Source organism: Tunturiibacter empetritectus, from assembly GCF_014201375.1.
GTDB lineage: Bacteria > Acidobacteriota > Terriglobia > Terriglobales > Acidobacteriaceae > Edaphobacter > Edaphobacter lichenicola_D.
Genome location: NZ_JACHDZ010000003.1, coordinates 214,003 through 239,358, shown reverse-complemented (window position 1 = coordinate 239,358; position 25,356 = coordinate 214,003). Strand labels below are relative to the sequence as shown.

The window sequence follows — 25,356 nt, the reverse complement described above, 5'->3', positions numbered from 1 at the left end:
GTTTGGCCCTCATCGTTCGAAGACCGGAGCCAATTCGCGAAGATCCGCAGCCTGAATCACCAGCTGGCCCCCACCCACGGTCGACTTCAACGGGATGGGATTGCAGCCACCCTTCTGCCCCATCGAAGATGCGTTCAAAGGCGAAGCGCACATCTTGCAGGTGATCCCCTGGTCGCCGATGTAGAAGCCAACCGGCCCGCAGATCTGACAGGCATCAGCAACCGAGACGATGTTCCCGTCGGGCTTCTTGAAGAGCAGAAATCGAATCTCTACGTTGCCGCCCTTGCCGTCGTCGAGATGCACGCCATAGCGATGCAGCTTGTCGTCGCTGACATCAGCCGTAGGCAGCGTCACCTGCGAACCCACCAGCGTCACCGCAGCGGTTGGAGAGAGAGCGGTAGAACTCTTCGCATAGATGAACTCCGCGGTGGAGAGAAAGATGAAGACGAAGCTCGTCGCAACGACGGCGGTCATCCACATCTTCTCGCGGCGCTGGGTCCACTCGGCGCGGCGCTTGTCAGCGGGGGTCGCGTTCGCGCTCAACACGGCGGGTGTGCGGCGCTTGTACTCCAACAGCATCATCAGTCCGGCTAACGCCAGCATGGTGACGAAGAAGAAGAGATCGTTGCGGACGATGGGGCCGATCAAGCGCATCTCGGTCGGGCTCGACGGCAGCACGCCATTCTCGCTTAGCTCATGCAGGCCGCTGACGATAAGTTGGAACGCCACGAAATAAAGGATGACGGTGGTGACGCGGAAGAATCGCTGCAGGTTGATCTTCACGCTGCCGCGAATGAACAGTACACCGAACACAACCGCCACTGCGATCCCCAACAGCGTTCCGGTAAAGCTCAGCAGCTCGGTCGAGTTCAGGGTGACGGCCGAGAGAATCAACACCGTCTCGACGCCCTCGCGAAGGACCAGCAGAAACACAAAGAAGAACAGCCCCGCCTTCGACGCGCCTTCAGACCCAGTGTACTGGGAGATCTTCTCCTCGATCGATCCCTTCATCGTGCGGGCCGTCTTGTGCATGAACCAGATCATGCTGATGACGAAGGCGGCGGCGCCCAGCATCACCCAGCCCTCGAAGATGTCCGTATTGAACTGGCTCCGGGCGATCACGACTGCGCCTGCCACGCTGGCAGCAATTGCTGAGCCCAGAGCCCAGAAGACGGTCCGCTTCAGCTCCGGCCTGCCAATCTTGGAGAGGTAGGCGAAGACGATGCCGACGATCAGAGATGCTTCGACCCCCTCGCGGAGCGTAATGATAAATGCCTGCAACATAACGTCTTTCTCTTCCCTGGCGGCGCTCCGGCAGGCTGACAACCGCCAGCCTCGAGCCCATCTCCACGAGGCTGGATCAACTCCTCGTACCAGTATCTAGTGTAATAAGGACTAAATTGGTCGTCAATCGAAGACGCTCGATTATCAGCCGGGATTCTCTTGGGCCAGTAACAATCGCAGGGAAAGCCCCCCGCACTCGCCGGCTCTCTGGAGATACAGTCGAAACTGTGGAACGCCGTATTCTCTATAAGAATGTTCGATCTGCCCGAGAGTCTCTTCGCAAATCCGGTTTGGACCGCCCTCCACACGAAGCACCGGCACTTCGCGATTTCAGCCGGGGAAGGCTGCCGCTATCCTCCGGATGTCGCGCCCTTTGCCGCTGTGGCCTCCCCGACTGAAGCGGCACTCCTGCAACTTCACTCTCTTCTGGTGCCGGGCGAATCGGTCTGGATTGCGGGCGAAAGCTACCCCCATCCGACGCAACTCGTCTTCGAACAGACGCTCGAGTGTCTCCAGATGGTCCTTCCCGCGCAGATCGAGCCGCCTGCCGCGACGGTCGAGATCGTCTCGCTCTCAAACCGGGAGGCACCCGAGATGGTATCCCTCACTGACCTCGCATTTCCGGGCTTCTTTCGCAGCAGAACCTGCGAGATGGGCTCATACTTCGGGGTGCGGTCTGAAGGCCAACTCATTGCGATGGGCGGCGAGCGACTCAAACTCGACGGCCCTGCGAAGAGCTATCCTGAGATCAGCGGAATCTGCACACACCCCGACCACCGTGGCAAGGGCTATGCCGAAAATCTAATCTGGCATCTTGTAAGAAGGCATCGTCGCGACGGTCTGGTCTCTTGGCTCCACGTCAGCGCCGGCAACGATCGCGCCATCCAGCTCTACCTTCGAATGGGATTCGTCGAGGCCCGCAGAGTCCTGCTTCATCGTATTTCGCGCAAAGGGTAGAGGAATGAGACCATCAGGATATGTTGGAAGAACGTAAGCGCCGCTCCGCAGTCATTGTTCTGGGTTGCGTCTCGATGGTGTTGCTTGGCGTCCTGTCCTTCCTGCCCAATCACGACAAGCTTCTGCTACACACAACCGGGCACTACCATCGCGTGGGCCATGTGCTCGCCTTTTTTACCTTGACTCTTCTGCTGGTCAGCAGCGTAATCTCGCTTTGGTCTCGATTCGCCCTGGCCGCGATGGTCGTCTGCTTCGGATATCTTCTGGAGTTTCTGGAGCACGTTATCTACAACAATCCGTTGGAGTGGTCAGACGTTATGATAGACACCCTCGGCGTCATCTTTGGACTGATCCTCGTGCTCGTTCGCGACGAGTACAAACGTCTCAGTCGATTCGACTAAGACAAAGCAAGTTAACCACAGGAGAATTCGTGTCTGCGGCAATGCACAAGGTTGAATTTTGAGCTTGTATGGTGCGCCCGGAAGGATTCGAACCTCCGACCCTTTGGTTCGTAGCCAAATGCTCTATCCAACTGAGCTACGGGCGCACATTGCGTGGGGTTGCAACCTTTTAAAGATATAGGATTTCGCTCGCTGCGGCAAGCCGGGCGCAGTACCTAAGAGAATGTCGGGAGAAGTTGGTTGTGGTTGAGATGTCGCCGTATTATGAACGTAACTTCGTATGTTTGAAGCGCGCGTGTCCGGAGGTGGAGCTTGGCCATTAATGAGAGAGACACAAAAGAACCGGCATCTTCTTTAGGCAAGCTGAGCCGCAGATCCTTTCTGTCCCACATGGGAGCCGCGGGTGTGGCCACGGCGGCGACAGCAGTCACTCCGCTGGCCGTCTCTGCTGCGATAGCAGAGACGCAGGAGCGAACAGTTCCTCAAGCTCAGGCGATCACCGGAACCATGCCCGTGACTCTGAAGGTGAACGGCCAGTCGCATTCGGTTCAGATCGATCCCCGTGCGACGCTGCTGGACACCCTGCGCGAGACGCTGCATCTCACCGGCACTAAAAAAGGTTGCGACCACGGGCAATGCGGCGCGTGCACCGTGCATATCAATGGCCGGCGCGTGAACAGCTGTCTTACCTTTGCGGGCATGCAGCAAAACGTCGAGATCACCACTATCGAAGGCCTTGGCCAACCCGGCCATCTGCACCCCATGCAGGAGGCGTTTGTGGAGCACGACGGTTTTCAGTGCGGATATTGCACCTCCGGACAGATCATGTCCGCCGTCGCCATGGTGAAGGAGCCATGGGGCACACTGGATAGCGATGTGAAGGAGGCGATGAGCGGCAATATCTGCCGCTGCGGAGCGTACCCCAACATCGTTGCGGCAGTCCAGGCAGTTCGACGAATGGCATAGGAGGAGATCGGGCGATGGAACTCTTCGAACTGGTAACCGCGCAGACGATCCCGGAGGCAGTGAAGGCTCAGGCGAAGTCCTCCACGGCGCAGAATGGCGCAGAGGTGCGATTCATCGCGGGTGGAACCAACCTGATCGACTACATGAAGCTGAACGTAGAGCGACCGAACCGATTGGTGGACATCAACGGTCTGCCGCTTGACCAGATCGAGAAGACTGCCGACGGTGGGCTGAAGATCGGAGCTCTTGCGCGAAACGCAGACGTGGCCCAGGATGCGACCGTGAAGGAGCAGTATGCGGTTCTGTCACAGGCGCTGCTGGCCGGTGCCTCGCCGCAGTTGCGCAACATGGCGACAACGGGCGGCAACCTGCTTCAGAAGACACGCTGCGTCTACTACAGGGATACGGCGACGGGATGTAACAAGCGGGAGCCGGGTTCAGGCTGCTCTGCTATCGGTGGCTACAACCGCATGCTTGCGATCCTGGGGACAAGCGAGCACTGCATCGCGACCAACCCCTCCGACCAGAACGTCGCGTTGATGGCGCTCGATGCCGTGGTTCATATCGAGGGAGTGAAGGGCCAGCGGGCTGTGCCGGTAGCGGAGTTCTACGTCGTTCCGGGAGCTACTCCGCAGCGTGAGACTGTGTTGGAGCCGGGCGATCTGGTGACACATATTACGCTGCCCAAGATGCCGGCTGGCGCAAAGAGCGTGTACTTGAAGCTGCGCGATCGTGCCTCCTATGAGTTCGCGCTGGCCTCGGCGGCGATTGTGATCAAGCAGGATGCAAGCGGCAAGATCGAGTTCATTCGCGTTGCGATGGGTGGGGTTGGAACGAAGCCGTGGCGCTCTCTAGAAGCAGAGAAAGCTCTTCTCGGAAGGGCTGCGAGCTCTGCCACCTTCCGGACCGCAGCAGAGGCTGCACTTCACGGTGCAAAACCTCAGAGCCAGAACGGATTCAAAGTAGAGCTGGCAAAGCGCTGCCTGACGCACGCGATGGGACAGGCGAGCCAAAGCGCCTAAGGAGACGACGATGGACCAGGTAACGGAGTCGAAGGTGATTGGCGTCGCAACGCCCCGGATCGATGGCCCGCTCAAGGTGAGTGGCTCGGCGATGTATGCTTCAGACCATCATTTTCCGGGTCTGCTCTACGCATGGCCAGTTTGTGCAACTATCTCAAATGGAACCATCGCGCACCTGGACACAGCCGGAGCGGAGAAGATGCCCGGTGTCGTCGCTGTCTACCATCGAGAGAACATCGGGAAGCTCTATCGTGTGCCCCCGTCAACCGGCTTCACGCTCATCCTGGATGAGAAGCGCCCTCCGCTTGAGGACGACACGATTCGTTATTACGGCCAGTACGTCGCCGTCGCCGTAGCGCAGACCGTCGAACAGGCACGGGCGGCGGCCGAGAGCGTGAAGGTGACCTACAACAAAGAGAAGCCGGATACCGGCGAGAAGCTGCTCGGAACTCCGCTCACGACCGACAAGCCTGACGAGAAGAGCAAGCGTGGAGATACGGCGGCGGCGTTGCAGGCGGCGAAGGTGAAGGTTGATGCGGTCTACAGGATTCCGGTCGAGACCCACAACCCGATTGAGTTGCATGCCTCTGTTGCCGTCTTCGACGGGAAGAAATATACGCTGTATGAGACGTCGCAGGCGGTTGTGAACCATCGCGATGTGATGGCGCAGATGTTGGGCGTTCCTACCGAACAGGTTCAGGTGATCACTCGGTTCCTGGGATCGGGATTCGGCGGCAAGCTGTGGCCGTGGCCCCATGGACTACTGGCCGCTGCCTGTGCGCGCAATCTCGGGCGCCCCGTAAAGCTGGTGGTCAGCCGCCAGATGATGTTCGAGAGCGTAGGCCACAGACCCGCAATCGATCAACGAATCCAGCTTGCGGCCGACGCCGATGGAAAGCTGACAGCAGTACAACAGGATTACGTCAACCACACGTCGATGCTTGATGACTACAACGAAGGTTGCGGTGAGATCACGCCATTCCTCTACAGCACTCCGAACCTGCTGGTGACCGGAGGCCTGGTTCGCCGTAACGTCGGCAACCCAACGGCGATGCGTGGACCTGGCGCAGTGCCGGGTCTGTTCGCGTTGGAATCAGCGATGGATGAGCTTGCGATCGCACTGAAGATGGATCCCGTCCAACTGCGTTTGAAGAACGAGCCGGCGCTGGACGAGAGCCTGAATATTCCATTCTCCTCCCGTCACATGAAGGAGTGTCTGACGGTCGGGTCAGAGAAGTTTGGCTGGGCGAAGCGCACTCCGGAGATCGGCTCGATGAAGCGCGACGGCCTGACGCTCGGCTGGGGTATGGCAGCATGCTCGTGGCTGGCGGCGCGAATCGAGACCGAGGCGACGGTCGAACTTCTTCAGGACGGCTCGGCGCGTGTCGCCTGTGGCACGCAGGACATCGGCGGAGGAACCTATACCGTCATGGCTCAGGTGGTCAGCCACGAGACGGGAATTCCAGTCAACCGAGTCGATGTTGTGCTGGGCGACTCCTCGCTTCCACCAGGACCCATCTCTGGCGGCTCGTGGGTCACCGCGTCCATGACACCGGCAGTCCTTGCGGCGTCGCAGAACGCAGGCAAAGCCCTCGTGCTCGCAGCGATCAAGTCCGACGGATCGCCCTTCAAAGGCAAGAAACCGGAGGACCTCGAACTTGTTGACGGAACGGTGCGCCTGAAGGGACAGCAACAAGGTGCAGTGCCGATGGCGGAGATTCTAAGGATCGCCAAAGTCAACTCGGTCTCTGGCACAGGCAAGTCTGACAGTACCTTTGGAGCCGCAAAGCCTAAGGTCTCGTTCCACTCCTACGGTGCACAGTTTGCCGAGGTGACCTGGCAGCCGGAGATCGCGCGCCTTCGCGTCAGCCGTGTCGTTACGGTCATCGACGCCGGCCGCATCTTGAATCCGCGGCCCGCCCGCAATCAGATCGAAGGTGCCGTGGTGATGGGTGTCGGTATGGCGTTGTTCGAAGAGACGATGTACGACCCACGTTCGGGTGCTCCGATCAACAACAACCTCGCCGACTATGTCGTTGCCGTGAACGCGGATACGCCGGAGATCGATGTCACCTTCCTCGACTATCCGGACTATCAGCTCAACGCTCTTGGCGCGCGAGGTGTCGGAGAGATTGGGCTGGCTGGAATCGCCTCGGCCATTACTAATGCGGTTTATCACGCGACGGGTGTCCGGGTCCGCGATCTCCCGGTGCGTATCGAGGACTTACTCGTCCCGGCCAACAGAACCACGCATCTTGCTTAGTCGGACTTTACTCGCGGAATGGCCGTTCCTGCAGCTGATTAAGCCTTCTTGCCGAACGCTGCACGGATCTCATCGAGGTAGGCGTATTTGTGTTCCGTGTCCGGCTCCAAATAGCTTCCTTCAGTCCATTCGTTCCACGAGTTTACGGTAAGCAGCTTGGTTTTGAGGTCAGGAGAGTTGTCGAGAAACTGCTTCGCAGAGCGGAGTGCCTCGCCAAATCGTTGTGGCGTGTTTCCTTGCACTACAGGCATAAAGGGATACGACGATTGAGTGTAGATGTCCGATTGACATGCCCGGGGCGACGAGTCCCATCCCATGGAAACATTCGGGTAATAGGGTTTGCCCAGCTTGGCGGAAGCAGTAGCTCGATAGACATCATAAGCCGAAGCCAGATCCTGATACTCAGAGGCAGGAAACTTTGCCAGCTGCGCGTGATGGATCCACACATACGAGGTTGTGCTATCGACGTTCAAACGCGCAAGCAGATCCTTCAGATCTGTCACCTCCGTCTGACCCGGTAAAAGCTGAACACCCCATGTGACCGCATTCAGATGCAGGTCGCGGAACCCCGCTGCCTTCACCTTCTCGCGAAACTGTTGCAGGGTTGCTGCTGCTTTCTCAACCCCACCCATCCCGAGAACAAATCGATACAGCTCGTAGATGGAAAAGTAGGGACACCCATCGACCTTGAGATAACTGTCCTGGCTGAAGTAGGCATCGACGATGTGGGTTGTCATCTTGTCGAACGTGGCAGTAGTGACCTCCCCTGGAAATTGAAGGTGTGGCGGAGCCGTCAACTTCGCAGGATGCAAATCGAACCAGTCATGATTCGCCCACATAATGGCAAACTCAACATCCGCACGGTTGGTCGCGCGTAGATACCCCCCTTCAAGAGCGCCTTGCAAAAATGGGCCGTCGTCATACCAGTACCAATCGAAGATGAAGGCCGAGATCGACGCATGTGCAGCTGCACGGATCTTCTGTTCAAAGACCTTCGGATCGGACTCATCCCCGTAGCCCCATAGCGGAACCTTAGGTTGCTTGTGTCCGGCAAAGCGCGGCTTGGCGTCCTTTACAAGTTGCCACTCGGTCCATCCCTTGCCGTGGGCAACATCGTTGCGTGGGTCCTGATGATAGTTGCCGAAGTAGTAAGCGGCGACCACGTACTTCTCGTTCTCGCGATGACTTCGAGACTGCGCCATCCCGCTCTTCGCAACCGAAAGCGTGATTGCGTTTGTCGCCATAGACTTCATAAACTTCCTGCGGCTTTGAGTCGACATCTAAGGCACACTCCATTCGAGGTTATAAGGACGCTACAGCACGCAGCCGCGATCACCATCGTACGGCACATCAGGCGCCGTCTCGAAGATAACGGCAGAGTGGTGCCTCGCCAAATTGAAAGAATGGTGCGCCCGGAGAGATTCGAACTCCCGACCCTTTGGTTCGAAGCCAAATGCTCTATCCAGCTGAGCTACGGGCGCGCAAAACAGGGAAGTGAACTACAAGAGCATCCTAAAAATACCGGAGAAACCGTCTTCGGGCAACTAGCTCGCAGCCGCAGGCTCAGGCGGTGGGGGTACGGTGAACATAGGCATCGTCTCTACGATATCCAGTCCAGCGCGCCGCAGCAACTGATGGATCACAGGCTCGGTCAAACGGGTCGCATCGTATTCGATTCGCACCGTCTTCTTCGCCTCGTCCAGCGCCATGTGGCGAACACCGTACACCTCGCGCATCTTGGCCATCGCCACAACGGAGGCTTCGGTCGGCGGAACTCCATAGCGGTAAAGAACATCAAGCTGTGTCATGAACTGATAATATCAGCGAGCCGCCAGACTCACATCTTCGAGAGATAGCTGGTGATCTCGGGACTGGTCCACACCTGCGCGCCGATGAACTTTCGCCGCAACACGCCTTGCTTATCGATAACGTAGGTCTCAGGAATCTGCACCGTCCCATACAGCGCATTCACCTTCTGATCCTCGTCTCGAACAGTCAGCAGGTCGACGTGATGGTCCACCAGAAACCGCTTATACACATCAGGGTCCTGGTCCATACTCACCGCGACGATCGCCAGCTCCGGCATCTGCCTCTGCAACGCCAGCAGGCTCGGCAGCTCCTCGATGCACGGCGCGCACCAGGTCGCCCACAGATTCAGCACCACCACCCGCCCACGCAGCTTGCTCAAATCGACCGTCCGGCTGCCGTCCCCCATCACAAACTGCGGCGCAGGTTTATCGATATTCCCGGGATGGCTGCCCCGGTCGCACCCCGCCACTAGCAGCGACCCCAACACGGCACTCATCAAGAATCTACGCACAAGTCGCTCCACTTCCTATAATACGAAGTCGTGACCGACACCGACCCCGCGCAGCATCCGAATTCTACCGAAGCACCCGAGCTCGAACTCTCGGTCATCATTCCCGCCCGCAACGAGCAGCGCTCGCTGCCCGCCTGTCTCGCTTCCATTCTGAGCCAGTCCGAGCCCGGCTTCCTCCTCGGCCAGCAGTGGGAGTTGATCGTCGTCAACGATGACTCAACCGACAACACACGCAACATCGCTACCGAAGCTGCCGCCAGTCACGCAGGAATCCTCGTCCTCGACGCGCCGCCCCTCGATCTCGGCCCCAACGGAGGATTCACCGGCAAGACCAACGCCTGCTGGGCCGGCGCACAGGCCGCACGCGGCAGATACTTCCTCTTCACAGACGCAGACACCCTCCACGAGACCAACGACATCTCCCGCTCCCTCCGCGAAGCCGATCGCCACAACGCGGCTCTGCTCTCCTATTCCCCGCGCCAGATCGTGACCGGCTTCTGGCAGCACGCCGTCATGCCGCTGGTCTTCTCGGAACTAGCCTCGGTCTACCCTTCCAAGCAGGTCAACGATCCAGCCAGCCGCCTCGCCGCCGCCAACGGCCAGTTCCTCCTCGTCGAACGCGAGGCTTACTTCTCCGTCGGCGGACATCGCGTCGTCGGCAAGAGCATTCTCGAGGATGTCGCACTGGCCGAGAACATCAAGCGAGGCTCCCGCACCATCCGCTTCCGCTACGCCCCCGAGGCACTCGCCACGCGAATGTACTGGACCACTTCCGAGATGATCGAAGGCTGGACGAAAAACCTCGTCCTCCTCTTCCCAAAACCCGTCGCTCTTGCCCTCTGGCGCGTCCTCGACGTCCTTCTCTTCTTCGGCCTGCCCGTCGCGGCGTTTGGCCTCTACTGGCTGCAGCCGTGGCAGAGAAACGTTATCCTTCTCATCTGGGTCAGGACGCTGTGGCGCTTCTACTCCCGCGTTGCACGCTCCAACTTTCCAGCATTCGACATAGCAATCTCTATCCTGGGAGTTCCATTCTTCATCTATCTGCTTTTGCGCAGCGTCAGGCGTCATCACTTCAAGAAAAACGTCTTCTGGAAGGGACGTAACTACAACACATCCCCCTAGTTACCATGGTTTGCATCCACCCATCCTATAAACACGTCTAACCACAGGAATAACGATGATCTTTCTTACCCGCAAAGCCGAATTCTCCTCCGCCCACTTCTACTGGAACGAGGCGTGGTCGCCTGAAGAGAATCAGCGCGTCTTCGGCAAGTGTGCCAATCGCAACGGCCACGGTCACAATTACACACTCGAGGTCACAGTCGCAGGCTCGGTAGATGCCACCTCCGGCTTCGTCGTCGATCTTAAAGAACTGAAGGAAATTCTCGAGCGCGAGGTCGTCAGCGTCTACGACCACCGCCATCTGAACCTCGAAGTCCCCGAGTTCAAAACCACCATCCCCACGACCGAGAACATCGCCATCGCAATCTGGCACCGTCTCGACAACAAGATCCCTCACGCCAAGCTGCACCGCGTCCGCGTCTACGAGATGCCTGATCTCTTCGCGGACTACTATGGAGAACCATGAAGGCGCATCTCAATCGCCGCTACCACTTCAGCGCGTCGCATCGCCTCCACACCGAGGAGTATGACGCAGCAAAAAACCGCGCTGTCTTCGGCAAGTGCAACAATCCCCACGGCCACGGCCACAACTACACCGTGCAGATAACCATGAGCGGCCCGGTCGATCCGGCCACCGGAATGGTCTGCAATCTCGCAGACCTTGATGCCTTCGCGCAAACAAATCTACTGGCCCGATTCGACCATATGAACCTTAACACCATGAATTGCTTTGCGAATATGGTCTCGACGACGGAGAATCTAAGTATCGAGATCTACCGCATCTTTCAACGCTTTCCCGCCGCCCATCTGGAGCGGGTTCACGTTGAGGAGACCAGTAACAACTCGTTCGACTACGCCGGCGACGCGACACCAACGCCAGGCACGCTGTAAGAAAGGCCCGTCCTATGGCACGCACCCTGGCCACAATTGAGCCACCATTGCTCGACACCGTTTCAACCCAGGATCTCTATCGCGAACTGCTCCTCCGCATCGGAGAAGATCCCACGCGTGATGGCCTGCTGCGCACTCCCGAACGCATGGAGAAGTCCATGGCGTTTCTCACGCGCGGCTACACGATGAACGTCACCGACGTTCTCCACGAAGCTCTCTTCGACGTCGACTACGACGAGATGGTCATCGTAAAAGACATTGAGTTCTTCTCGCAGTGCGAGCATCACCTTCTGCCGTTCTTCGGCAAGGCACACATCGCGTACGTTCCAAACGGGAAGGTAATCGGGCTAAGCAAGATCCCTCGTCTCGTCGATGTCTTCGCCCGAAGGTTGCAGGTTCAGGAGAGGTTGACCCGTCAGATAGGCGAAGCCATCACCGATGCAATTCACCCGCAGGGCGTAGCTGTGATTCTCGAGGCGCAACACCTCTGCATGATGATGCGTGGAGTCGAAAAGCAGCACTCATCCACCGTCACCTCTGCCATGCTCGGCGTATTCAAGACGCAGCTTCAGACGCGCAACGAGTTCCTTTCTCTCGTCCGCCGGCAGGGAAACAGCTTCTAGCGGCTAAACTGGAGACTGCATGAATGGTCTCCTTGTACTCGATAAACCCTCCGGCATTACCTCGCACGACGTCGTCGCCATCGTCCGCCGGGCCACTGGCGAAAAGTCCATCGGCCATCTGGGCACGCTAGACCCAATGGCCACCGGTGTCCTGCCGCTGCTTCTCGGTAAATACACCCGTCTCGCGCAGTTCTTCGGGCAGGCAGACAAGCACTACACAGGCCACATCCGATTTGGCTTCGCAACCGACAGCTTCGACGCAGATGGAACGCCTGCGGGCGAAGCGCTTCCCCTGCGCCTGACGCTCGAAGAGCTGCAAACACTAAGTCAAAAATTTCGTGGAGAGTTAGACCAGGTTCCCCCAATCTTCTCCGCGAAGAAGATCAACGGCGTCGCCGCCCACAAGTTGGCAAGAGCTGGTGCGGAAGTTGCGGTAAAACCCGCCCGCATCACGATTCACAATTTCGAGCTCGCCTCTCTCGAAGGCGACACCGCATCCTTTGTCATGTCCGTCTCTGCCGGTGGCTACGTCCGTTCCGTAGCCCACGAGATTGGCCAGTTGGCGAACTGTGGAGCGCATCTCTCCACTCTGCGAAGGACACGTGCCGGAGCATTCTCTCTCGAACAGGCGATTACCGTCGACCAATTAAAGACTGCCTCGGTAGCCGAACTTGAGGCGCTCCTGCCGCACCCGCGCACGCTGCTCCCAGAGATGCCCTCTGTCACCGTGGACGATCAGCTCGCCGGTCGCCTGAGAAACGGAATGCAGGTCAATCTCCCCGACTTCTCGCAGGCTCCCCTGATCAAGGTATTCACCACTCCCACAGACTTGCTTGCAATCGCCCGACGCGTCGCCGGCACGCTGATGCAACCCATCGTCGTTCTCGGGTAGAAGATCATTTCTTCAGCAGCGGCTTCACAAGAGGGAGCACATTCTTCGCCACGATCTGATTCCCCGCGCTCGTCGCATGGGTTCTGTCAGCCTGCATCATCCCGTCCACGCCGAAGACGCCCTTCAACAGAAACGGCAGTATCGGCACGTGGTACTTCGCCGCGAGCGTAGCGTAGGTATCGTTGAACTGCTTGATATAGTCAGGGCCGTAGTCGGGCGGCAGAGTGATTCCCGCGAGAACGACCTTCGTGCCACTGGCCTTCAGGGTGCCAACAATCTTATCCAGGTTTGTGCGTGAGTCTTCAATGCGAAGGCCGCGCAACCCATCATTCCCACCGAACTCCACCACCACCACCACGGGTTTCAGCGCAAGCACCTGATCGAGGCGATCGACACCGTCCTTGGTGGTATTGCCGCTGATCCCCTCGTTGACGACGCGGTAGTTATATCCTTCCGCATTCAAATCCGTCTGAAGGTAGTCAGGATAGCTCTGCCCGAGGTCAGTTCCGTATCCGGCAGTAAGGCTGTCGCCGAAGCACACGATGACCGGCCGCTTATCGTTCGTGGCCACGGGTGAGGGCAGGGGAGCCGCATCCGGAGCCGCGCTCTCGGCAACCGGCTGACTCGAATCCGCCACCTCAGACGGCTTCGTCGTCTTATCGGCGCGACAGCCACTCAGCGACAGCGTCGCCACCACGAAAGACAAGACCGCTAGAATAGCTACAGACACTGTTCTCCGCATCTTTACACTGTTCTCCACATCTCTACAAAGTAACAAAACCGCTGCCGAAGAAGGAGAGTCCCGAAGTTGACATACCAAACTCCCATGATCGCTGTGAAAGACCTCCGCAAGTCGATCCGCAACGGCCCCCGAACCGTCGACATCCTCAAAGGACTGGACTTCACAGTTCCGAAAGGTCAGTTCGCCGCAATTATGGGCTCGAGCGGTAGCGGAAAATCCACTCTTCTCGGTCTGCTGGCGGGCCTCGACACTCCAAGCGCGGGCAGTGTTCGACTCAATGGCACAGAGATAAGCTATCTTCCGGAGGACAAGCTCGCCCAGGTTCGCGGAAAAACTATCGGGTTCGTCTTCCAGTCGTATCAACTGATCCCAACGCTGACCGCACTCGAAAACGTCCTCCTTCCGCACGAGCTCAACGACGACACCAAAGAAAACGGCCTCCCCCGCGCGCGCGACCTGCTCACCAGCGTCGGCCTCGGAGACCGCATGGACCACTATCCGGTCCAACTCTCTGGCGGCGAGCAGCAGCGAGTAGCTCTCGCCCGCGCCTTCATCCTCCGCCCGCCCATCGTCCTCGCCGACGAGCCCACTGGAAATCTCGACACTACCAACGGCGCACACGTGCTCGAACTCCTCCTCAATCTGAATCGTACCGAAGGCACCACCCTCGTTCTCGTCACTCACGATCCGCTGCTCGCCTCCTACGCGAACCGGCGAATCACTCTGCGTGATGGCCTGATCATCGCCGACGAGATCAATCCCACCCCGGCCGAGACCTCCCGCGAAGCCGCCCTGACCGAAGGCTGATGGCGACTCTCTCCTATCGTTCCGCTGCGAAGATCGCCGCCCGCGAGATGCACTCCTCCCGCGGAAAGTTCTTCTTCGTCATTCTCTCCGTCGCCATCGGCGTCGCCGCACTCACCGGAGTACGCGGCTTCTCCTCGTCCTTCCGCAGCACCCTGCTCAATCGAGCTCGCAGCATCATGGCCGCCGATCTCTCCGCGAGAATGTTCCAGCAGCCAACTCCCGACCAGCAAAAGGCCCTGGACGAGATCGCAGCAACCGGCGTCGAGATCACCCCCGTCACCGAGCTGCTCTCGATGGCATCCTCCGCGAAGACACTCGACCCGCTACTGGTCTCGCTCAAGTCAGTCGACCCCACAAAGTACCCCTTCTACGGACAAGTCGAACTCGCCCCGTCCGCCCAACTGAAGACCGTACTCGACGCCAACACCGTCGCAGTGGCTGACGATCTTCTCGTTCGCTTGAACGTCAAAATTGGAGATCAACTCAAGATCGGCACGCAGCTCTTTCGCATCGGGTCGGTTGTCGTCAATGAGCCGGATCGTCTCTCAGGTAACTTCGCAGCCGGTCCACGCGTGCTCATCTCGCGGGCGGGCCTGGACGCAAGCGGTCTCCTCGCACCCGGAAGCCACGCCGGCCAGCGCTATCTCTTCAAGGTCCCTCCGCCCACTAACGGCGCACCCATCTCCGACAAAGCCGTCGCCGACCTGAAGGCCCGTCTGGAAAAGCTCCTTCCAGAGGCACAAATTATCGACTACCGCGAGACCAACCCAGCACTCACGCAAGGTCTTGACCGCGCCACAAGTCTCCTGTCGTTGATGAGCCTCGTGGCCCTGGTCCTCGGTGCCATTGGTGTCGCCATGGCGATGCGAGCACACCTGCAGCAGCGGCTGGACACCATCGCAATTATGAAGTCCCTCGGCGCACGCTCAGGCCAGATCATCAAAATCTACCTTCTGCAGACGCTCCTGCTGGGGCTCGCTGGAGGTCTGCTGGGTGTAGCCTTCGGTGTCGCTGTACAGCTCAGCTTCCCCCACCTGCTGGCGCGGCTCATCCACGTCGACACCGAGCTTCATCTCCAGCTACGCACCGTCATCACGGGACTCGCAGCCGGCGTGCTCACCACTCTTCTCTTCACCCTGCCTCCCTTGCTCGATATCCGCGGAGTCCGCCCCATCCTGATTCTTCGCCGTGCAGTCGAAGATAACGACGACCCCTTCGTAACCGCAGCCTGGCGCAAGATCACAAAAAATCTCGCACAAGTCGCCGCAGCCATACTCATCCTCGCAGGACTCGCGGCAATCGCAACCACACTGAGCGATTCGCTCGTAGTAGGCGAGGTCTTTTCCTTTGGCCTGGTAGCCGTCCTCGCGGTGCTGTTACTTGCTTCGGTAGCCGTACTCGCCGGACTTCGCTTCTTCCTCTCCAAAACCCGTCTCCATCTACCGTCCTCGCTTCGTCACGGACTCGCAAACCTCTATCGCCCAGGCAATCCCTCCGCTGCGTTGCTGGCTGCACTCGGGCTGGGCGTGATGCAGATCATGACGGTCTATCTCGTCCAGCAGGCCGTCGTCTCCGAGCTCCACGTATCCGCCGCGCCCAACCTGCCCAACGTCTTCCTCATCGATATCACCAACGAAGAGGTCAACGGAATTCGCACGCTGCTAAAATCACAGCCCAGCGTCACCGCACCGCCGGAGCTTCTTCCCGTCGTCTCATCCCGCATCGTCGACATCGACGGCGTCCCCGCAAACGAAGCGAAGCTGAAGAACTTCCCCAAGCGAATGTTGCGGTCGATCAGCCTGACCTGGTCTGCCGCCTCGCCTCCCGGAACCAAAACGGTGGAAGGAGACTGGTGGTCCGCAGACGAGAAGCGTCCGGTCGTCGCCATAGAAAAACGTCAGGCGGACAGACTAGGTGTTCATGTCGGCTCGCACATCACCTTCGCCGCGCAAGACACCCAGTTCGTCGCCACGGTCGTCGCTCTCACCAAGTCCGACGGCCAGCACGCCTACTCACGAGCCGAGTTTATTCTTCCGCAACCGGCACTGGCTGGTCTGCCAGTCGTCTGGTACGGCGGCGTCCATGCCGACCCAAATCACGTCGGCGAGCTGCAGCGCGCACTCTACAACTCCTACCCAACAGTCACCGTCATCAACGTAGCCCAGGCACTCGAAACCGTAAGAGCAGTCGTCCTCCAGATCACCTATGTGATCCAGTTTCTCGCTGCGTTCTCCATCTTTGCCGGCATCGTCATCCTCGCCAGCTCGATCGCCGGAACCCGCTATCGCCGCATCCGCGAGGTCGTCGTCCTCAAAACCCTGGGTGCCACGCGAGCACGCATCGCCACCGTATTCTCCATCGAGTTCGCGGTCCTTGGTCTGGTCGCCGGCGCGGTCGGCATCCTCTTCGCAAACATCATCGCCCGGGTGCTGCTCACAAGACTCACCGTCGCCTACCACTTCCAATGGTGGTGGACCCTCGGCGCGCTCCTCGGAACGGCCGCCCTGACCGTAGCAACCGGCTGGGTGGCGAGTCACCGCATCCTGGGCAGAAAGCCGTTGGAAGTTCTCCGCGAAGAGTGATCAAAGTGCCTTATCTGCACGTATGCGGTTGTGAGAGGATCTAGTCAATAACTCCAGAAATGCAGGTTCTGTAAATGATGATGTACAACGAAGAGGCGCTGCGCCTTCATCAGCAGCGATTCGGTCTCGAGGGCAAGCTCTTCGCAGCTCCCGCTCGAGTCAATCTGATCGGCGAGCACACCGACTACACAGGCGGCCTGGTCATGCCCATGGCGATAGACTTTCGAACCGTCGCCGTCCTCAGTCAGAGAGAAGACCAACGCGCCGTCTTCTACTCGGCAAACTACGACGAAGAAGTCTCCTTCGAAGTGGCCTCTCTGGAGCGCGCTCCGAAAAGGCATTGGTCTGACTATCCCGCTGGCGTTCTGTGGTCTCTCAAACAGCAGGGCATCGCGGTAAGCGGCTTCAATATGACTCTCGCAGGAGATGTCCCTCTGGGAGCCGGACTAAGCTCTTCTGCCTCCGTCGAAGTGGCGACCGCGTTGGCACTCCTGGCCCACGCAGGAGCCACCCTACCTCTCGAAAAACTCGCGAACCTCTGCCGTCACGCCGAAAACGAGTACGTCGGCGCAAAGAGCGGCATTATGGATCAGTTCGTCGTGGCCGGTGCCGTGGCGCATCGCGCGATGCTGCTCGACTGCCGCTCCCTCACCTTCGAGCTTCTCCCGTTGCCGGATCAGGTGCGTGTGGTCATCTGCAACTCGATGGTGAAACATGCCGTGGCCACTGGAGAATATGGAGACCGGCGCGACGAGGTCGAGGCCGGCCAGGCCGTCCTGCAACACGAGCGGCCTCACGTGAAGCTGCTTCGAGACGCAACATTGGAAGATCTCGAAGCCTGCAAAAGCAAGATGTCCGCCGCCAGCTTTGCGCGATGCAAACACATCATCACAGAAAATCAACGCGTTTTGGATGCTCGGGAGGCGCTGTTGCACGACGATATGAAGCAGTTTGGAAGCATCATGGTGGAGGCTCACAAGAGTATGCGCGATGACTTTGCTGCAAGCTGTAAAGAGGTCGATACGCTGGTTGAGATTGCCACGCAGCAGCCAGGGTGCTTCGGCGCTCGCATCACCGGGGGCGGATTCGGGGGATGCACCGTGAATGTCGTTCGTGCGGAGGCGGCGGAGCAATTCGTCGCCACCTTGAAAGACGAGTATGCAGCAAAGACTGGAATCATCGCGCAGTGCTTCATCAGTGCTCCCTCCGACGGAGCGCTCGCCATGGCAGCAACCGGCGGTGTCCAGTGATTCCTTTAGCCCAGCAGAATCCTCACCGGCGGTTCAATCCCCTCAAGCGCGAGTGGGTTCTGGTCTCTCCCCATCGCACGCAGCGTCCCTGGCAAGGGCAAACCGAGACGAAGACCACAGAGGTCGCACTGACCTACGATCCAACCTGCTATCTCTGTCCGGGAAACGTACGCGCAGGCGGAATGCGAACCGACAAATACACCAGCACCTACGTCTTCGAGAATGACTTCGCCGCATTGAAGCCGGACGCCCCGCAGTTCTCGAGCGATGAAGGCAGCAAAAGCCTGCTCCTTGCAGAAGGCGAGAGCGGAGTATGCCGCGTCATCTGCTTCTCCCCGCGCCACGACCTCACGCTGGCGAAGATGTCCGTACCCGAGATTCGCGCCGTCGTCGATGTCTGGAGCGAACAGTATGCAGAGCTCGGCGCACGCGATGACGTCAACTACGTGCAAATCTTTGAGAACCGTGGAGCCATGATGGGGGCCAGCAATCCGCACCCGCACGGGCAACTCTGGGCCAGCCGTTCGATTCCCGACGAAGTAGTCTCAGAGCTCGCCGGCCAGCGCGAATACCTCGCAAAGAACCACGCGGTTCTCTTGTGTGAGTACCAAAAACTGGAAGAGTCGCTGGGCGAACGCATCGTCTCACAGAACGAGAGCTTCGTCGCGGTCGTGCCGTTCTGGGCAGTGTGGCCCTTCGAAGTGATGATCCTGCCGCGCCGCCATGTCACCAATCTGCAGGCCTTCACCGACAAGGAGCGATCAAACTTCGCAGCCATCCTGCACTCGGTCACCGCAACCTACGATCAGGTCTTCGACACTCCCTTTCCGTACTCCATGGGTCTGCATCCCGCTCCATGCGACGGCGAAGAACATCCGGAGTGGCAGTTTCATGCCCACTTTTATCCGCCTCTGCTTCGATCGGCCACCATCCGAAAGTTTATGGTTGGCTATGAACTACTAGGCTCTCCGCAGCGGGACATCACACCCGAATCCGCCGCCGAGACCCTTCGTCAAGCGAGTCTGCGAGCTTCTACTCAGTGAAGCCAGTGAATAGCAACTCCAGCGCCCAATAGAATATTGTTCTGGCGATTGTCTGCGGAGTTAGCGAAAGTGGTCATGTAGTAGTCCGCCTGGATAAGGCGAACAGAGATTCCGAGGGTCAACGGCAGGTCGACTCCGCCACCGAGACGACCGGCAAAGGCAGAGGTGCCATCGGCCACACCGGCCATTCCACCGCCTGCGTGCGCCCCTCCAACGAGCACTTGGGCGAACGGCTCAAGGGCGCGATCCCCATGCCTCCAGAATCGAGGAAGGCGATAGCGTGCCCCACCGAGATAGGAAGTCAGCGTCAACGATCTGCTGGAAGAGAGCGCATTGCTGGTGTGGTCGACGCTGAACTCGGCAACCGCGGACAATCGCCCTCCGAAGTTCCACGAGCCGGAGATGCCGCCGCCATTCAGCGGAAAGCATCCGCATCCTCCATTTGGAGGGGCATTCGTATGAACCCAGTGATAGGTCAACGCGGCATCTCCGCTATGGGTTGGTCCCCCGGGGAGCGCCTGCGCCAGAGCCGTACCTGCCATCCCGATAATCCAAACACAGACTAGTAAAAGCGATCGCATCTCTGGTTTCTCCTCGTCCGCGTCAGTTGGACGGTGCAGTAATCGTGGCTGAGAGGTTGCTGATGACCGTTTGCTCGTCGAGAGCACCGGTAGAGGCGGTGAAGTAAAGATAGGCCACAGGAGGAGCCGTTACGCTGCCTGAGAAAACCTGAACGCCATCCATCGTCACCGTCATCATGCCCTGCACAAGCGAGACAACGTAGTTATGGACTACCGTGGCTCCAGCGGCCGCGAGCGGCGCGATATTCCTATTAACGTTGAAGTAGGGGTTCTCCCACAGAGCAGTCTCTCCCCTGCCTACGCCGATGTAGGGAACAGGTGGATCGCCCGGATCGTGATAATCGTCGAAGGCAAGTACGATCCCCGGAATTCCCTCCGCACCTAGTCCCCCTCCAGTCGTCCCAATACTGGTGGTTGTCGCTCCCAGCGATGGATCTCCCAACACCATCGCATAGCCATCAGCCGGCGGACTGCTTGAGCCACTGGTGGTTATCGTGAAACTAAGTTGAATGTTGCCCGTAGAGATGAGGTTAGGCCAGACGATCTCCCCGCGTTGACCGATAGTCGCAGCGACCAGTTGAATCGAACAGGTGGGCGTAGGCGGAAGGGCATTGCCAAGCAGCTTCCAACCGGAACAAAGGTTGCCGATGCCAGTTAGAGTTCCGACGAAGAGGGAAGCCGAGTTGCTCGTAACCGCGGGAGAGCTTCCGTTGCTCACAACCACATAGAAGACCGAACCGGAGTCCGAAGCAGCGGTTGTGGCCTGGGTATAGGTCGCACTCGTTGCTCCCGGAATCGCAGAGAAAATAGCGCTGCCCGGTGCGGCCTCAAACCACTGGTAGGTCAAAGGAAGCGTTGAAGTAGCCGTCACTGAGAAGGTACCCGGATCTCCCACGTTGACGTAATCATTTACCGGCTGCTTCGTAATCTGGATCCCGCTCCCAATCGTCAGCGTGGCAGTCTGAGACAGCGCCGTCCCATAGCTGTTACTCACGATGACATAGTAGCCGTCCTGATCATTGCTGATGTTGGTCGCAGTCGTCGGCAGAGTGTACGAGGCCGAGGTTGCGCCCGAGACCGCAATACCGTTCACGCTGCCCGCAGGTATCTGATACCACTGATAGGTGAGCGTAGGCGATCCGACCGCAACCACAGTGAACGTGGGCGTGCTGCCAATCGCCACCGTCTGGCTTACAGGTTGTGTGATGATCGTTGGCGGATCATTGCCGGGATTGACCGTCAGGGTAGCCGACGCGCTTGTAAGCACGTTTCCGCAGCTGTCTGTGACCGTGGCATAGTACTTCGCGCCGCTCATGCTCACGTTCACCGCAGGCGTCGTATACGTGCTCAGTGTCGCTCCCGCAATCGCAACTCCTGTCGAGCTGCCCGGAGCAATCACATACCACTGGTAGCTGAACGGAGCGTCGCCCGCAGCCGCAACCGAGAACGTGGCAGTCTGGCTCTGCGAGGAGGTCGCCCCCGCGATGACCGTCAGGCTCACCGGATTCGAGGTAATCGTAGTTCCAACCTCCACCTTGATGACATTCGAGGTGACACTGCCCGCGGCATTTGTAACCGTGACCGAATAGCTGCCGACATCCATCGCCACTGCGCTGGGGATAAAGTAGCTCGAGCTGGTAGCCCCGGCGATCGGCGATCCGTTGAAGAACCACTGATACGTCGTTGCATACATCGCGACGACAGAAAGCGTGGTCGAGGCATTGTTGCAGAGATTCACGCCGGAGGGTTGCGTCGTGATCACCGGCACGCTAACGGTTACGCTCGTGGTCGTCGAAACAGAAGGCTCATCGACGCTGGTAGCTGTAATCGTGTAGGTCCCGACTGTGTTTGGAGAGGTCCATACATTACCGGCGAAGCTCCCTGCGCTGGCCGTCCATATCAAGCCATTCGTAGCGCCCCCGGAGGCAGTCGCAGTAAAGGCCTGAGTCCCCGGCGCTATCGTCGCATTCGCAGGCGAGATCGGCGAGATCGTCACACTCGTTGGTGTAACCGTGCAGGTGGACGAAACGACCGCACCGCCAGTGCCCGTGACGGACAGCGTATACGTCTTAGGAGAGGTCAGCAGCGGAGTCGAGTAGGAGTTGCCGCTGACTGCCGACGACGTAATATCGCTGCTCCCCACGCCAGTCGATCCGAGGACCGCCGTGCCGCCCGAGAAGGTAGGAGTCAGAGTTGCAGAAGAGTTGTACGGTGGAGTGGACGAGCTGCAAGCCAGACTGCCAGCCAAAGGTATGACCGTCAAAGTAGCCGGATTGCTCGTGGCTGCTCCGGCCGCGTTGGTCACAGTCACCGTAAACAGCGAGTTATTATCGCCGATCACCGTCGCAGGCGTGGTGTAGCTGCTCGAAGTCGCGCCGGGAATCAAAGTCCCGTTCTTGGACCACTGGTAGGTAAGCGGAGCAGTCCCCGAAGCAGTAACGCTGAAGGTCGCGGTCTGGCCCACCTGCACGGTCTGGTTTGCCGGCTGGCTGATTACAAGCGGAGCGTTCGGCGGCACGGTCGTAGAACCGACAGCCACCGTCAGAGTAGCCGGCGTGCTGGTCACGCTTCCCGCCGCATTCGTAACCGTCACGGTAAACACGGAACCACTATCGGTGCTCGCTGCCGCCGGCGTGGTGTAGCTGCTCGAAGTCGCTCCGGAGATCGCCGTTCCGTTGTCGAACCACTGATACGTAAGGGGCCCGGTTCCCGTCGCGGTAACGCTGAAGGTAGCGGTCTGTCCCACATTCACGGTCACGCTTACCGGCTGTTTCGTAATGGTCGGAGGTTGACCCGAGTATCCATTCCATCCGCCGCCGCATGCCGTCATCACTAGCAGCGCGAGCGTCGCAGTCAGAAGCCGTATGCCCCCCGACCGGCGCTTCATCAAGCTGCCTGATCGTCGATCGTCCGCCCAAACAGTAAGGCGCGACTGGAACAGTGGCGAGGCGACCAGCAAATTAAGGAATGCGGCTACGTTAACCATCGGGGCTCCCTGGAAAGGATCAAAAATTTTTGCCGGCGCGGGCCCATCACCCTCGCAGACAGCTCGATGCATGCAGAAAAAGAAACAAGCGTTCCAGGCCCAACGATCAGCAAAAGGTGAATCTCCAGCAAAGATACCCGCAAACCCGCGCAAACTCTCTACACCTTCCGTGCTAGGACCCGCACGGATTGGCCATGAAATCGCTACACAGCATTGCCCCGGTCAGGGTTGACTGCGTGTGCCCTCAGCAGATTTTTATTTGGAAAGTGTCGACCCAGACTGCGGACAGATAGGAGAGCGCGAGAAGAACTAGAAGACAAGTTCTTTCTTGGTGTCCCCGATGGGATTCGAACCCATGTTATCGCCGTGAAAGGGCGGTGTCCTGGGCCGGGCTAGACGACGGGGACGCACCAGGCGGAGGGCGTACCCAGCACCCTCACCACCTCTAACGCTAACAAGCAGGCTATGCTCTGTCAAAAACTGGCGCACCTCGCTCCCACACGGCATACTGGTAACGATGCCCACGCAACTCCAAACGATCCAACCGAGTGCCACGCCATCGACTCCCCGCAGCTTCAAATATCTTGACGCTCTCACCACCGCCTTCGTCGTCATCCTGCTCGTCTCGAACCTCATCGCGCAAAAAGTCTGCCTCCTCGGGCCAATCGCGATCGGCAGCTGGTCCATCGGCCCCTTCGCTGTCAGCGGAGCGGTTCTCCTCTTCCCCATCACCTACATCTTCGGAGACGTCTTCACCGAGGTCTATGGCTTTGCCGCCTCCCGCCGAGCCATCTGGCTGGGCTTCTTCGGCACCGCCCTCCTCTATCTCATCGGAGCCATCGTCATCGCGCTGCCCTCCGCCCCCGGATGGCACAACCAGCAGGCCTTCTCCACGGTCTTTGGTTTTATCCCGCGCATCCTCGCTGCCAGCCTCATCGCCTTCTGGGCCGGCGAGTTCGCCAACTCCTACACCATGGCGCGCCTCAAGCTCTTCACCAACGGACGCAAACTCTGGACCCGCACCATCGGCTCCACCATCGTCGGCCAGGCCGTCGACACGGTCCTCGTCATCACTCTCACCTTCGGCGGAATCTATCCCGTCCGCATCCTCCTGAATATTATCGTGACCGGCTACGCCCTCAAGGTCGGTTACGAGGTCCTCGCTACTCCGATCACGTATCTTGTCATAAACTGGCTCAAACGAACCGAACACGCCGATGCGTTCGATCGTCATCAAAGCTTCAACCCCTTTTCCTTTGCGGAAAAGAGCAGTTTGGACGCCTGACCCACTCTCCTGGAACGGATTAGGAGGCATTCGAAACTCTTTTCAATGCAGATTCCGAACCCTTTACGGGGACGTAGTCATCTAAAATGGAAATCTTGAGTCGTAGCCAGTAAGACCCAGTAAGACATTGATCCGCAGAATCTTGCGCCGTAATTCTTCCTGCCCACCGCTTATTGCAACTCATTTGGTGGCTTGTCTTCGAAGTCGTCGCTTGTGAAGGAGAAGTTCTGTGCCCCTGATCTTGAATACCCCCCGCGTCCTCCCGGTGCTTGTCTGTGCGGCCGCATGTCTGATCGCAGGTTGCAAGTCCGCCCCGCCGTCCCAGCCGCCTCCGCAAGCCATGCCGGTAAAGGTAGCGCCGGTATCGTTGTCGTCTGTGCCCACCTCCGACACCTACGTCTCCACCATCAAGAGCCGCCGCTCCTCCACCATGCAGCCGCAGGTCGACGGCAACCTGGTCAAGATCTTCGTCAAGTCCGGCCAGGCCGTCAAGGCCGGTCAGGTGCTCATGCGCATCGACCCCCTCAAGCAGATGGCCACCGTCCAGTCGCAGCAGGGAACCCAGGCGCAGAAGAAGGCCCTCTACGACTACAACAAGATCGAAGTGGAGCGCCAGCGCAAGCTCTTCGAGGCCGGAGTCGTCTCGCGCGATGCCTACGACCAGGCCAATCAGGCCTTTGAAAACTCCAAGGCCGACTTCGAGTCCAACCAGGCCCTCACCGACACCCAGAAGCAGCAGCTCGCCTATTACGACATCCGCGCCCCCTTCAACGGCGTTGTCGGCGACATCCCCGTTCACCTCGGCGACTACGTCTCCCCCACGACAGTGCTCACCACGGTTGACGAGAACGCCGACCTCGAAGCGTACATCTACATCCCCACCGAACGCGCCAGCAGCATTCGCAAAGGCCTTCCGGTAGAGATCCTCGATACCGCCGGCAACGTCCTGGTAAAAACTGTCGTCGACTTCATCTCGCCGCAGGTTGACAACGGCCTGCAAAGCATCCTCGCCAAGGCAAGCGTCCCGCGCACTGCGGACATCCTTCGCAACCAGCAGCTGGTCAAGGCACGCATCACCTGGAGCAGCGCGCCTGCGCCCACAGTCCCAGTCCTCGCCGTCAGTCTCATCGGCGGCCAGACCTTCGTCTACGTCGCAACCCCGAAAGGGGACGGATACGTCGCCCATCAGGTCCCGGTTACAGTTGGCGAAACCGTCGGCAACACCTATCCCATTCTTGGTGGTCTCAAGACGGGAGAAAAAGTAATCACCTCCGGCCTGCAGTTTCTGCAGGAAGGTGCGCCGGTCAAGCCTCTCGGTTAAGCAACGGGATTCCTCTCT

Annotated in this window: 23 protein-coding genes and 3 tRNA genes; 16 read left to right on the top strand and 10 right to left on the bottom strand. The window is 59.0% G+C overall.

The window, feature by feature from the left end; translation table 11 throughout:
* Nucleotides 1–9: 9 nt before the first annotated feature.
* Nucleotides 10–1,284 carry a Fe-S-containing protein gene (locus HDF10_RS10010; protein ID WP_183812947.1) on the bottom strand — a complete coding sequence of 425 codons (1,275 nt, stop codon included), beginning with the start codon at nucleotides 1,282–1,284 and terminating at the stop codon, nucleotides 10–12.
* A 252-nt stretch (nucleotides 1,285–1,536) separates the two neighbouring features.
* Here HDF10_RS10010 and HDF10_RS10005 point away from each other — a divergent pair, with 252 nt between their 5' ends.
* Nucleotides 1,537–2,241 (top strand): GNAT family N-acetyltransferase, encoded by a 705-nt coding sequence (locus tag HDF10_RS10005; protein ID WP_183812945.1) that lies wholly within the window; start codon nucleotides 1,537–1,539, stop codon nucleotides 2,239–2,241.
* 20 nt (nucleotides 2,242–2,261) lie between these two features.
* The gene (locus tag HDF10_RS10000; RefSeq protein WP_183812943.1) at nucleotides 2,262–2,642 is read left to right on the top strand and encodes a hypothetical protein; all 381 of its coding nucleotides are present in this window, start codon (nucleotides 2,262–2,264) and stop codon (nucleotides 2,640–2,642) included.
* A 69-nt stretch (nucleotides 2,643–2,711) separates the two neighbouring features.
* Here HDF10_RS10000 and HDF10_RS09995 read toward each other — a convergent pair.
* A tRNA-Arg gene (locus tag HDF10_RS09995) sits at nucleotides 2,712–2,788 on the bottom strand.
* A gap of 259 nt (nucleotides 2,789–3,047) precedes the next feature.
* On the opposite strand from HDF10_RS09995, the gene HDF10_RS09990 reads away from it, so the two are divergent.
* From HDF10_RS09990 to HDF10_RS09980, 3 genes are read left to right on the top strand one after another with little or no spacing between them, the layout of a single operon-like run.
* Nucleotides 3,048–3,608 carry a (2Fe-2S)-binding protein gene (locus tag HDF10_RS09990; protein ID WP_311732726.1) on the top strand — a complete coding sequence of 187 codons (561 nt, stop codon included), beginning with the start codon at nucleotides 3,048–3,050 and terminating at the stop codon, nucleotides 3,606–3,608.
* Nucleotides 3,609–3,622: 14 nt separating this feature from the next.
* The gene (locus HDF10_RS09985; protein ID WP_183812942.1) at nucleotides 3,623–4,630 is read left to right on the top strand and encodes an FAD binding domain-containing protein; all 1,008 of its coding nucleotides are present in this window, start codon (nucleotides 3,623–3,625) and stop codon (nucleotides 4,628–4,630) included.
* A 10-nt stretch (nucleotides 4,631–4,640) separates the two neighbouring features.
* Nucleotides 4,641–6,893: a xanthine dehydrogenase family protein molybdopterin-binding subunit gene (locus HDF10_RS09980; protein WP_183812941.1), complete on the top strand. Its 2,253-nt coding sequence runs from the start codon at nucleotides 4,641–4,643 to the stop codon at nucleotides 6,891–6,893.
* Nucleotides 6,894–6,931: 38 nt separating this feature from the next.
* On the opposite strand, the gene HDF10_RS09975 is transcribed toward HDF10_RS09980, so the two are convergent.
* From HDF10_RS09975 to HDF10_RS09960, 4 genes are all read right to left on the bottom strand, one after another.
* Complete coding sequence (locus HDF10_RS09975; protein ID WP_183812940.1) at nucleotides 6,932–8,137, bottom strand: glycosyltransferase WbsX family protein; 1,206 nt, start codon at nucleotides 8,135–8,137, stop codon at nucleotides 6,932–6,934.
* Nucleotides 8,138–8,297: 160 nt separating this feature from the next.
* A tRNA-Arg gene (locus tag HDF10_RS09970) sits at nucleotides 8,298–8,374 on the bottom strand.
* Between the two features lie 63 nt (nucleotides 8,375–8,437).
* Nucleotides 8,438–8,701: a hypothetical protein gene (locus HDF10_RS09965; RefSeq protein ID WP_183812939.1), complete on the bottom strand. Its 264-nt coding sequence runs from the start codon at nucleotides 8,699–8,701 to the stop codon at nucleotides 8,438–8,440.
* A gap of 29 nt (nucleotides 8,702–8,730) precedes the next feature.
* Nucleotides 8,731–9,198: a TlpA family protein disulfide reductase gene (locus HDF10_RS09960; RefSeq protein ID WP_183812938.1), complete on the bottom strand. Its 468-nt coding sequence runs from the start codon at nucleotides 9,196–9,198 to the stop codon at nucleotides 8,731–8,733.
* A 45-nt stretch (nucleotides 9,199–9,243) separates the two neighbouring features.
* On the opposite strand from HDF10_RS09960, the gene HDF10_RS09955 reads away from it, so the two are divergent.
* Genes HDF10_RS09955 through truB form a run of 5 tightly spaced genes read left to right on the top strand, consistent with a single transcriptional unit; the run spans nucleotide 9,244 to nucleotide 12,741 of the window.
* Nucleotides 9,244–10,335, top strand: a complete 1,092-nt coding sequence (locus HDF10_RS09955) for a glycosyltransferase family 2 protein (RefSeq protein ID WP_183812936.1) — start codon at nucleotides 9,244–9,246, stop codon at nucleotides 10,333–10,335.
* A gap of 55 nt (nucleotides 10,336–10,390) precedes the next feature.
* Nucleotides 10,391–10,801, top strand: a complete 411-nt coding sequence (locus HDF10_RS09950) for a 6-pyruvoyl trahydropterin synthase family protein (RefSeq protein WP_183812933.1) — start codon at nucleotides 10,391–10,393, stop codon at nucleotides 10,799–10,801.
* Nucleotides 10,798–11,226, top strand: coding sequence for a 6-carboxytetrahydropterin synthase (locus HDF10_RS09945; protein ID WP_183812931.1), 429 nt, complete (start codon nucleotides 10,798–10,800; stop codon nucleotides 11,224–11,226). Before HDF10_RS09950 ends, HDF10_RS09945 begins: the two co-directional genes overlap by 4 nt.
* Before the next feature lie 14 nt (nucleotides 11,227–11,240).
* Nucleotides 11,241–11,849 (top strand): GTP cyclohydrolase I FolE, encoded by a 609-nt coding sequence (gene folE / locus HDF10_RS09940; RefSeq protein ID WP_183812929.1) that lies wholly within the window; start codon nucleotides 11,241–11,243, stop codon nucleotides 11,847–11,849.
* A 19-nt stretch (nucleotides 11,850–11,868) separates the two neighbouring features.
* Nucleotides 11,869–12,741, top strand: coding sequence for a tRNA pseudouridine(55) synthase TruB (gene truB, locus HDF10_RS09935; protein ID WP_183812927.1), 873 nt, complete (start codon nucleotides 11,869–11,871; stop codon nucleotides 12,739–12,741).
* A 4-nt stretch (nucleotides 12,742–12,745) separates the two neighbouring features.
* On the opposite strand, the gene HDF10_RS09930 is transcribed toward truB, so the two are convergent.
* Complete coding sequence (locus tag HDF10_RS09930; RefSeq protein ID WP_311732725.1) at nucleotides 12,746–13,471, bottom strand: arylesterase; 726 nt, start codon at nucleotides 13,469–13,471, stop codon at nucleotides 12,746–12,748.
* Nucleotides 13,472–13,567: 96 nt separating this feature from the next.
* Between HDF10_RS09930 and HDF10_RS09925 the strand changes: the two genes are divergently transcribed.
* From HDF10_RS09925 to HDF10_RS09910, 4 genes are all read left to right on the top strand, one after another.
* Entirely contained in the window at nucleotides 13,568–14,290 is a 723-nt protein-coding gene (locus tag HDF10_RS09925) for an ABC transporter ATP-binding protein (protein ID WP_183813659.1), read from the top strand.
* Nucleotides 14,290–16,872 (top strand): ABC transporter permease, encoded by a 2,583-nt coding sequence (locus tag HDF10_RS09920; protein ID WP_183812923.1) that lies wholly within the window; start codon nucleotides 14,290–14,292, stop codon nucleotides 16,870–16,872. Before HDF10_RS09925 ends, HDF10_RS09920 begins: the two co-directional genes overlap by 1 nt.
* A 74-nt stretch (nucleotides 16,873–16,946) precedes the next feature.
* Complete coding sequence (gene galK / locus HDF10_RS09915) at nucleotides 16,947–18,122, top strand: galactokinase (protein ID WP_183812920.1); 1,176 nt, start codon at nucleotides 16,947–16,949, stop codon at nucleotides 18,120–18,122.
* A complete protein-coding gene (locus HDF10_RS09910) occupies nucleotides 18,119–19,165 on the top strand; it encodes a UDP-glucose--hexose-1-phosphate uridylyltransferase (protein WP_183812918.1) in 1,047 nt (348 codons plus the stop codon). The genes galK and HDF10_RS09910 overlap by 4 nt, the downstream gene beginning before the upstream one ends.
* Here HDF10_RS09910 and HDF10_RS09905 read toward each other — a convergent pair.
* From HDF10_RS09905 to HDF10_RS09895, 3 genes are all read right to left on the bottom strand, one after another.
* On the bottom strand, nucleotides 19,159–19,707 hold the full coding sequence (locus HDF10_RS09905; RefSeq protein ID WP_183812916.1) for a hypothetical protein: 549 nt from the start codon (nucleotides 19,705–19,707) through the stop codon (nucleotides 19,159–19,161). The two genes, HDF10_RS09910 and HDF10_RS09905, sit on opposite strands and share 7 nt — an antisense overlap.
* Before the next feature lie 61 nt (nucleotides 19,708–19,768).
* Nucleotides 19,769–22,732, bottom strand: coding sequence for an immunoglobulin domain-containing protein (locus tag HDF10_RS09900; RefSeq protein WP_183812914.1), 2,964 nt, complete (start codon nucleotides 22,730–22,732; stop codon nucleotides 19,769–19,771).
* A 329-nt stretch (nucleotides 22,733–23,061) separates the two neighbouring features.
* A tRNA-Glu gene (locus HDF10_RS09895) sits at nucleotides 23,062–23,139 on the bottom strand.
* A 110-nt stretch (nucleotides 23,140–23,249) separates the two neighbouring features.
* On the opposite strand from HDF10_RS09895, the gene HDF10_RS09890 reads away from it, so the two are divergent.
* The gene (locus HDF10_RS09890; RefSeq protein WP_183812912.1) at nucleotides 23,250–24,017 is read left to right on the top strand and encodes a queuosine precursor transporter; all 768 of its coding nucleotides are present in this window, start codon (nucleotides 23,250–23,252) and stop codon (nucleotides 24,015–24,017) included.
* Nucleotides 24,018–24,246: 229 nt separating this feature from the next.
* Complete coding sequence (locus tag HDF10_RS09885) at nucleotides 24,247–25,338, top strand: efflux RND transporter periplasmic adaptor subunit (protein WP_311732724.1); 1,092 nt, start codon at nucleotides 24,247–24,249, stop codon at nucleotides 25,336–25,338.
* Nucleotides 25,339–25,356: the final 18 nt, after the last annotated feature.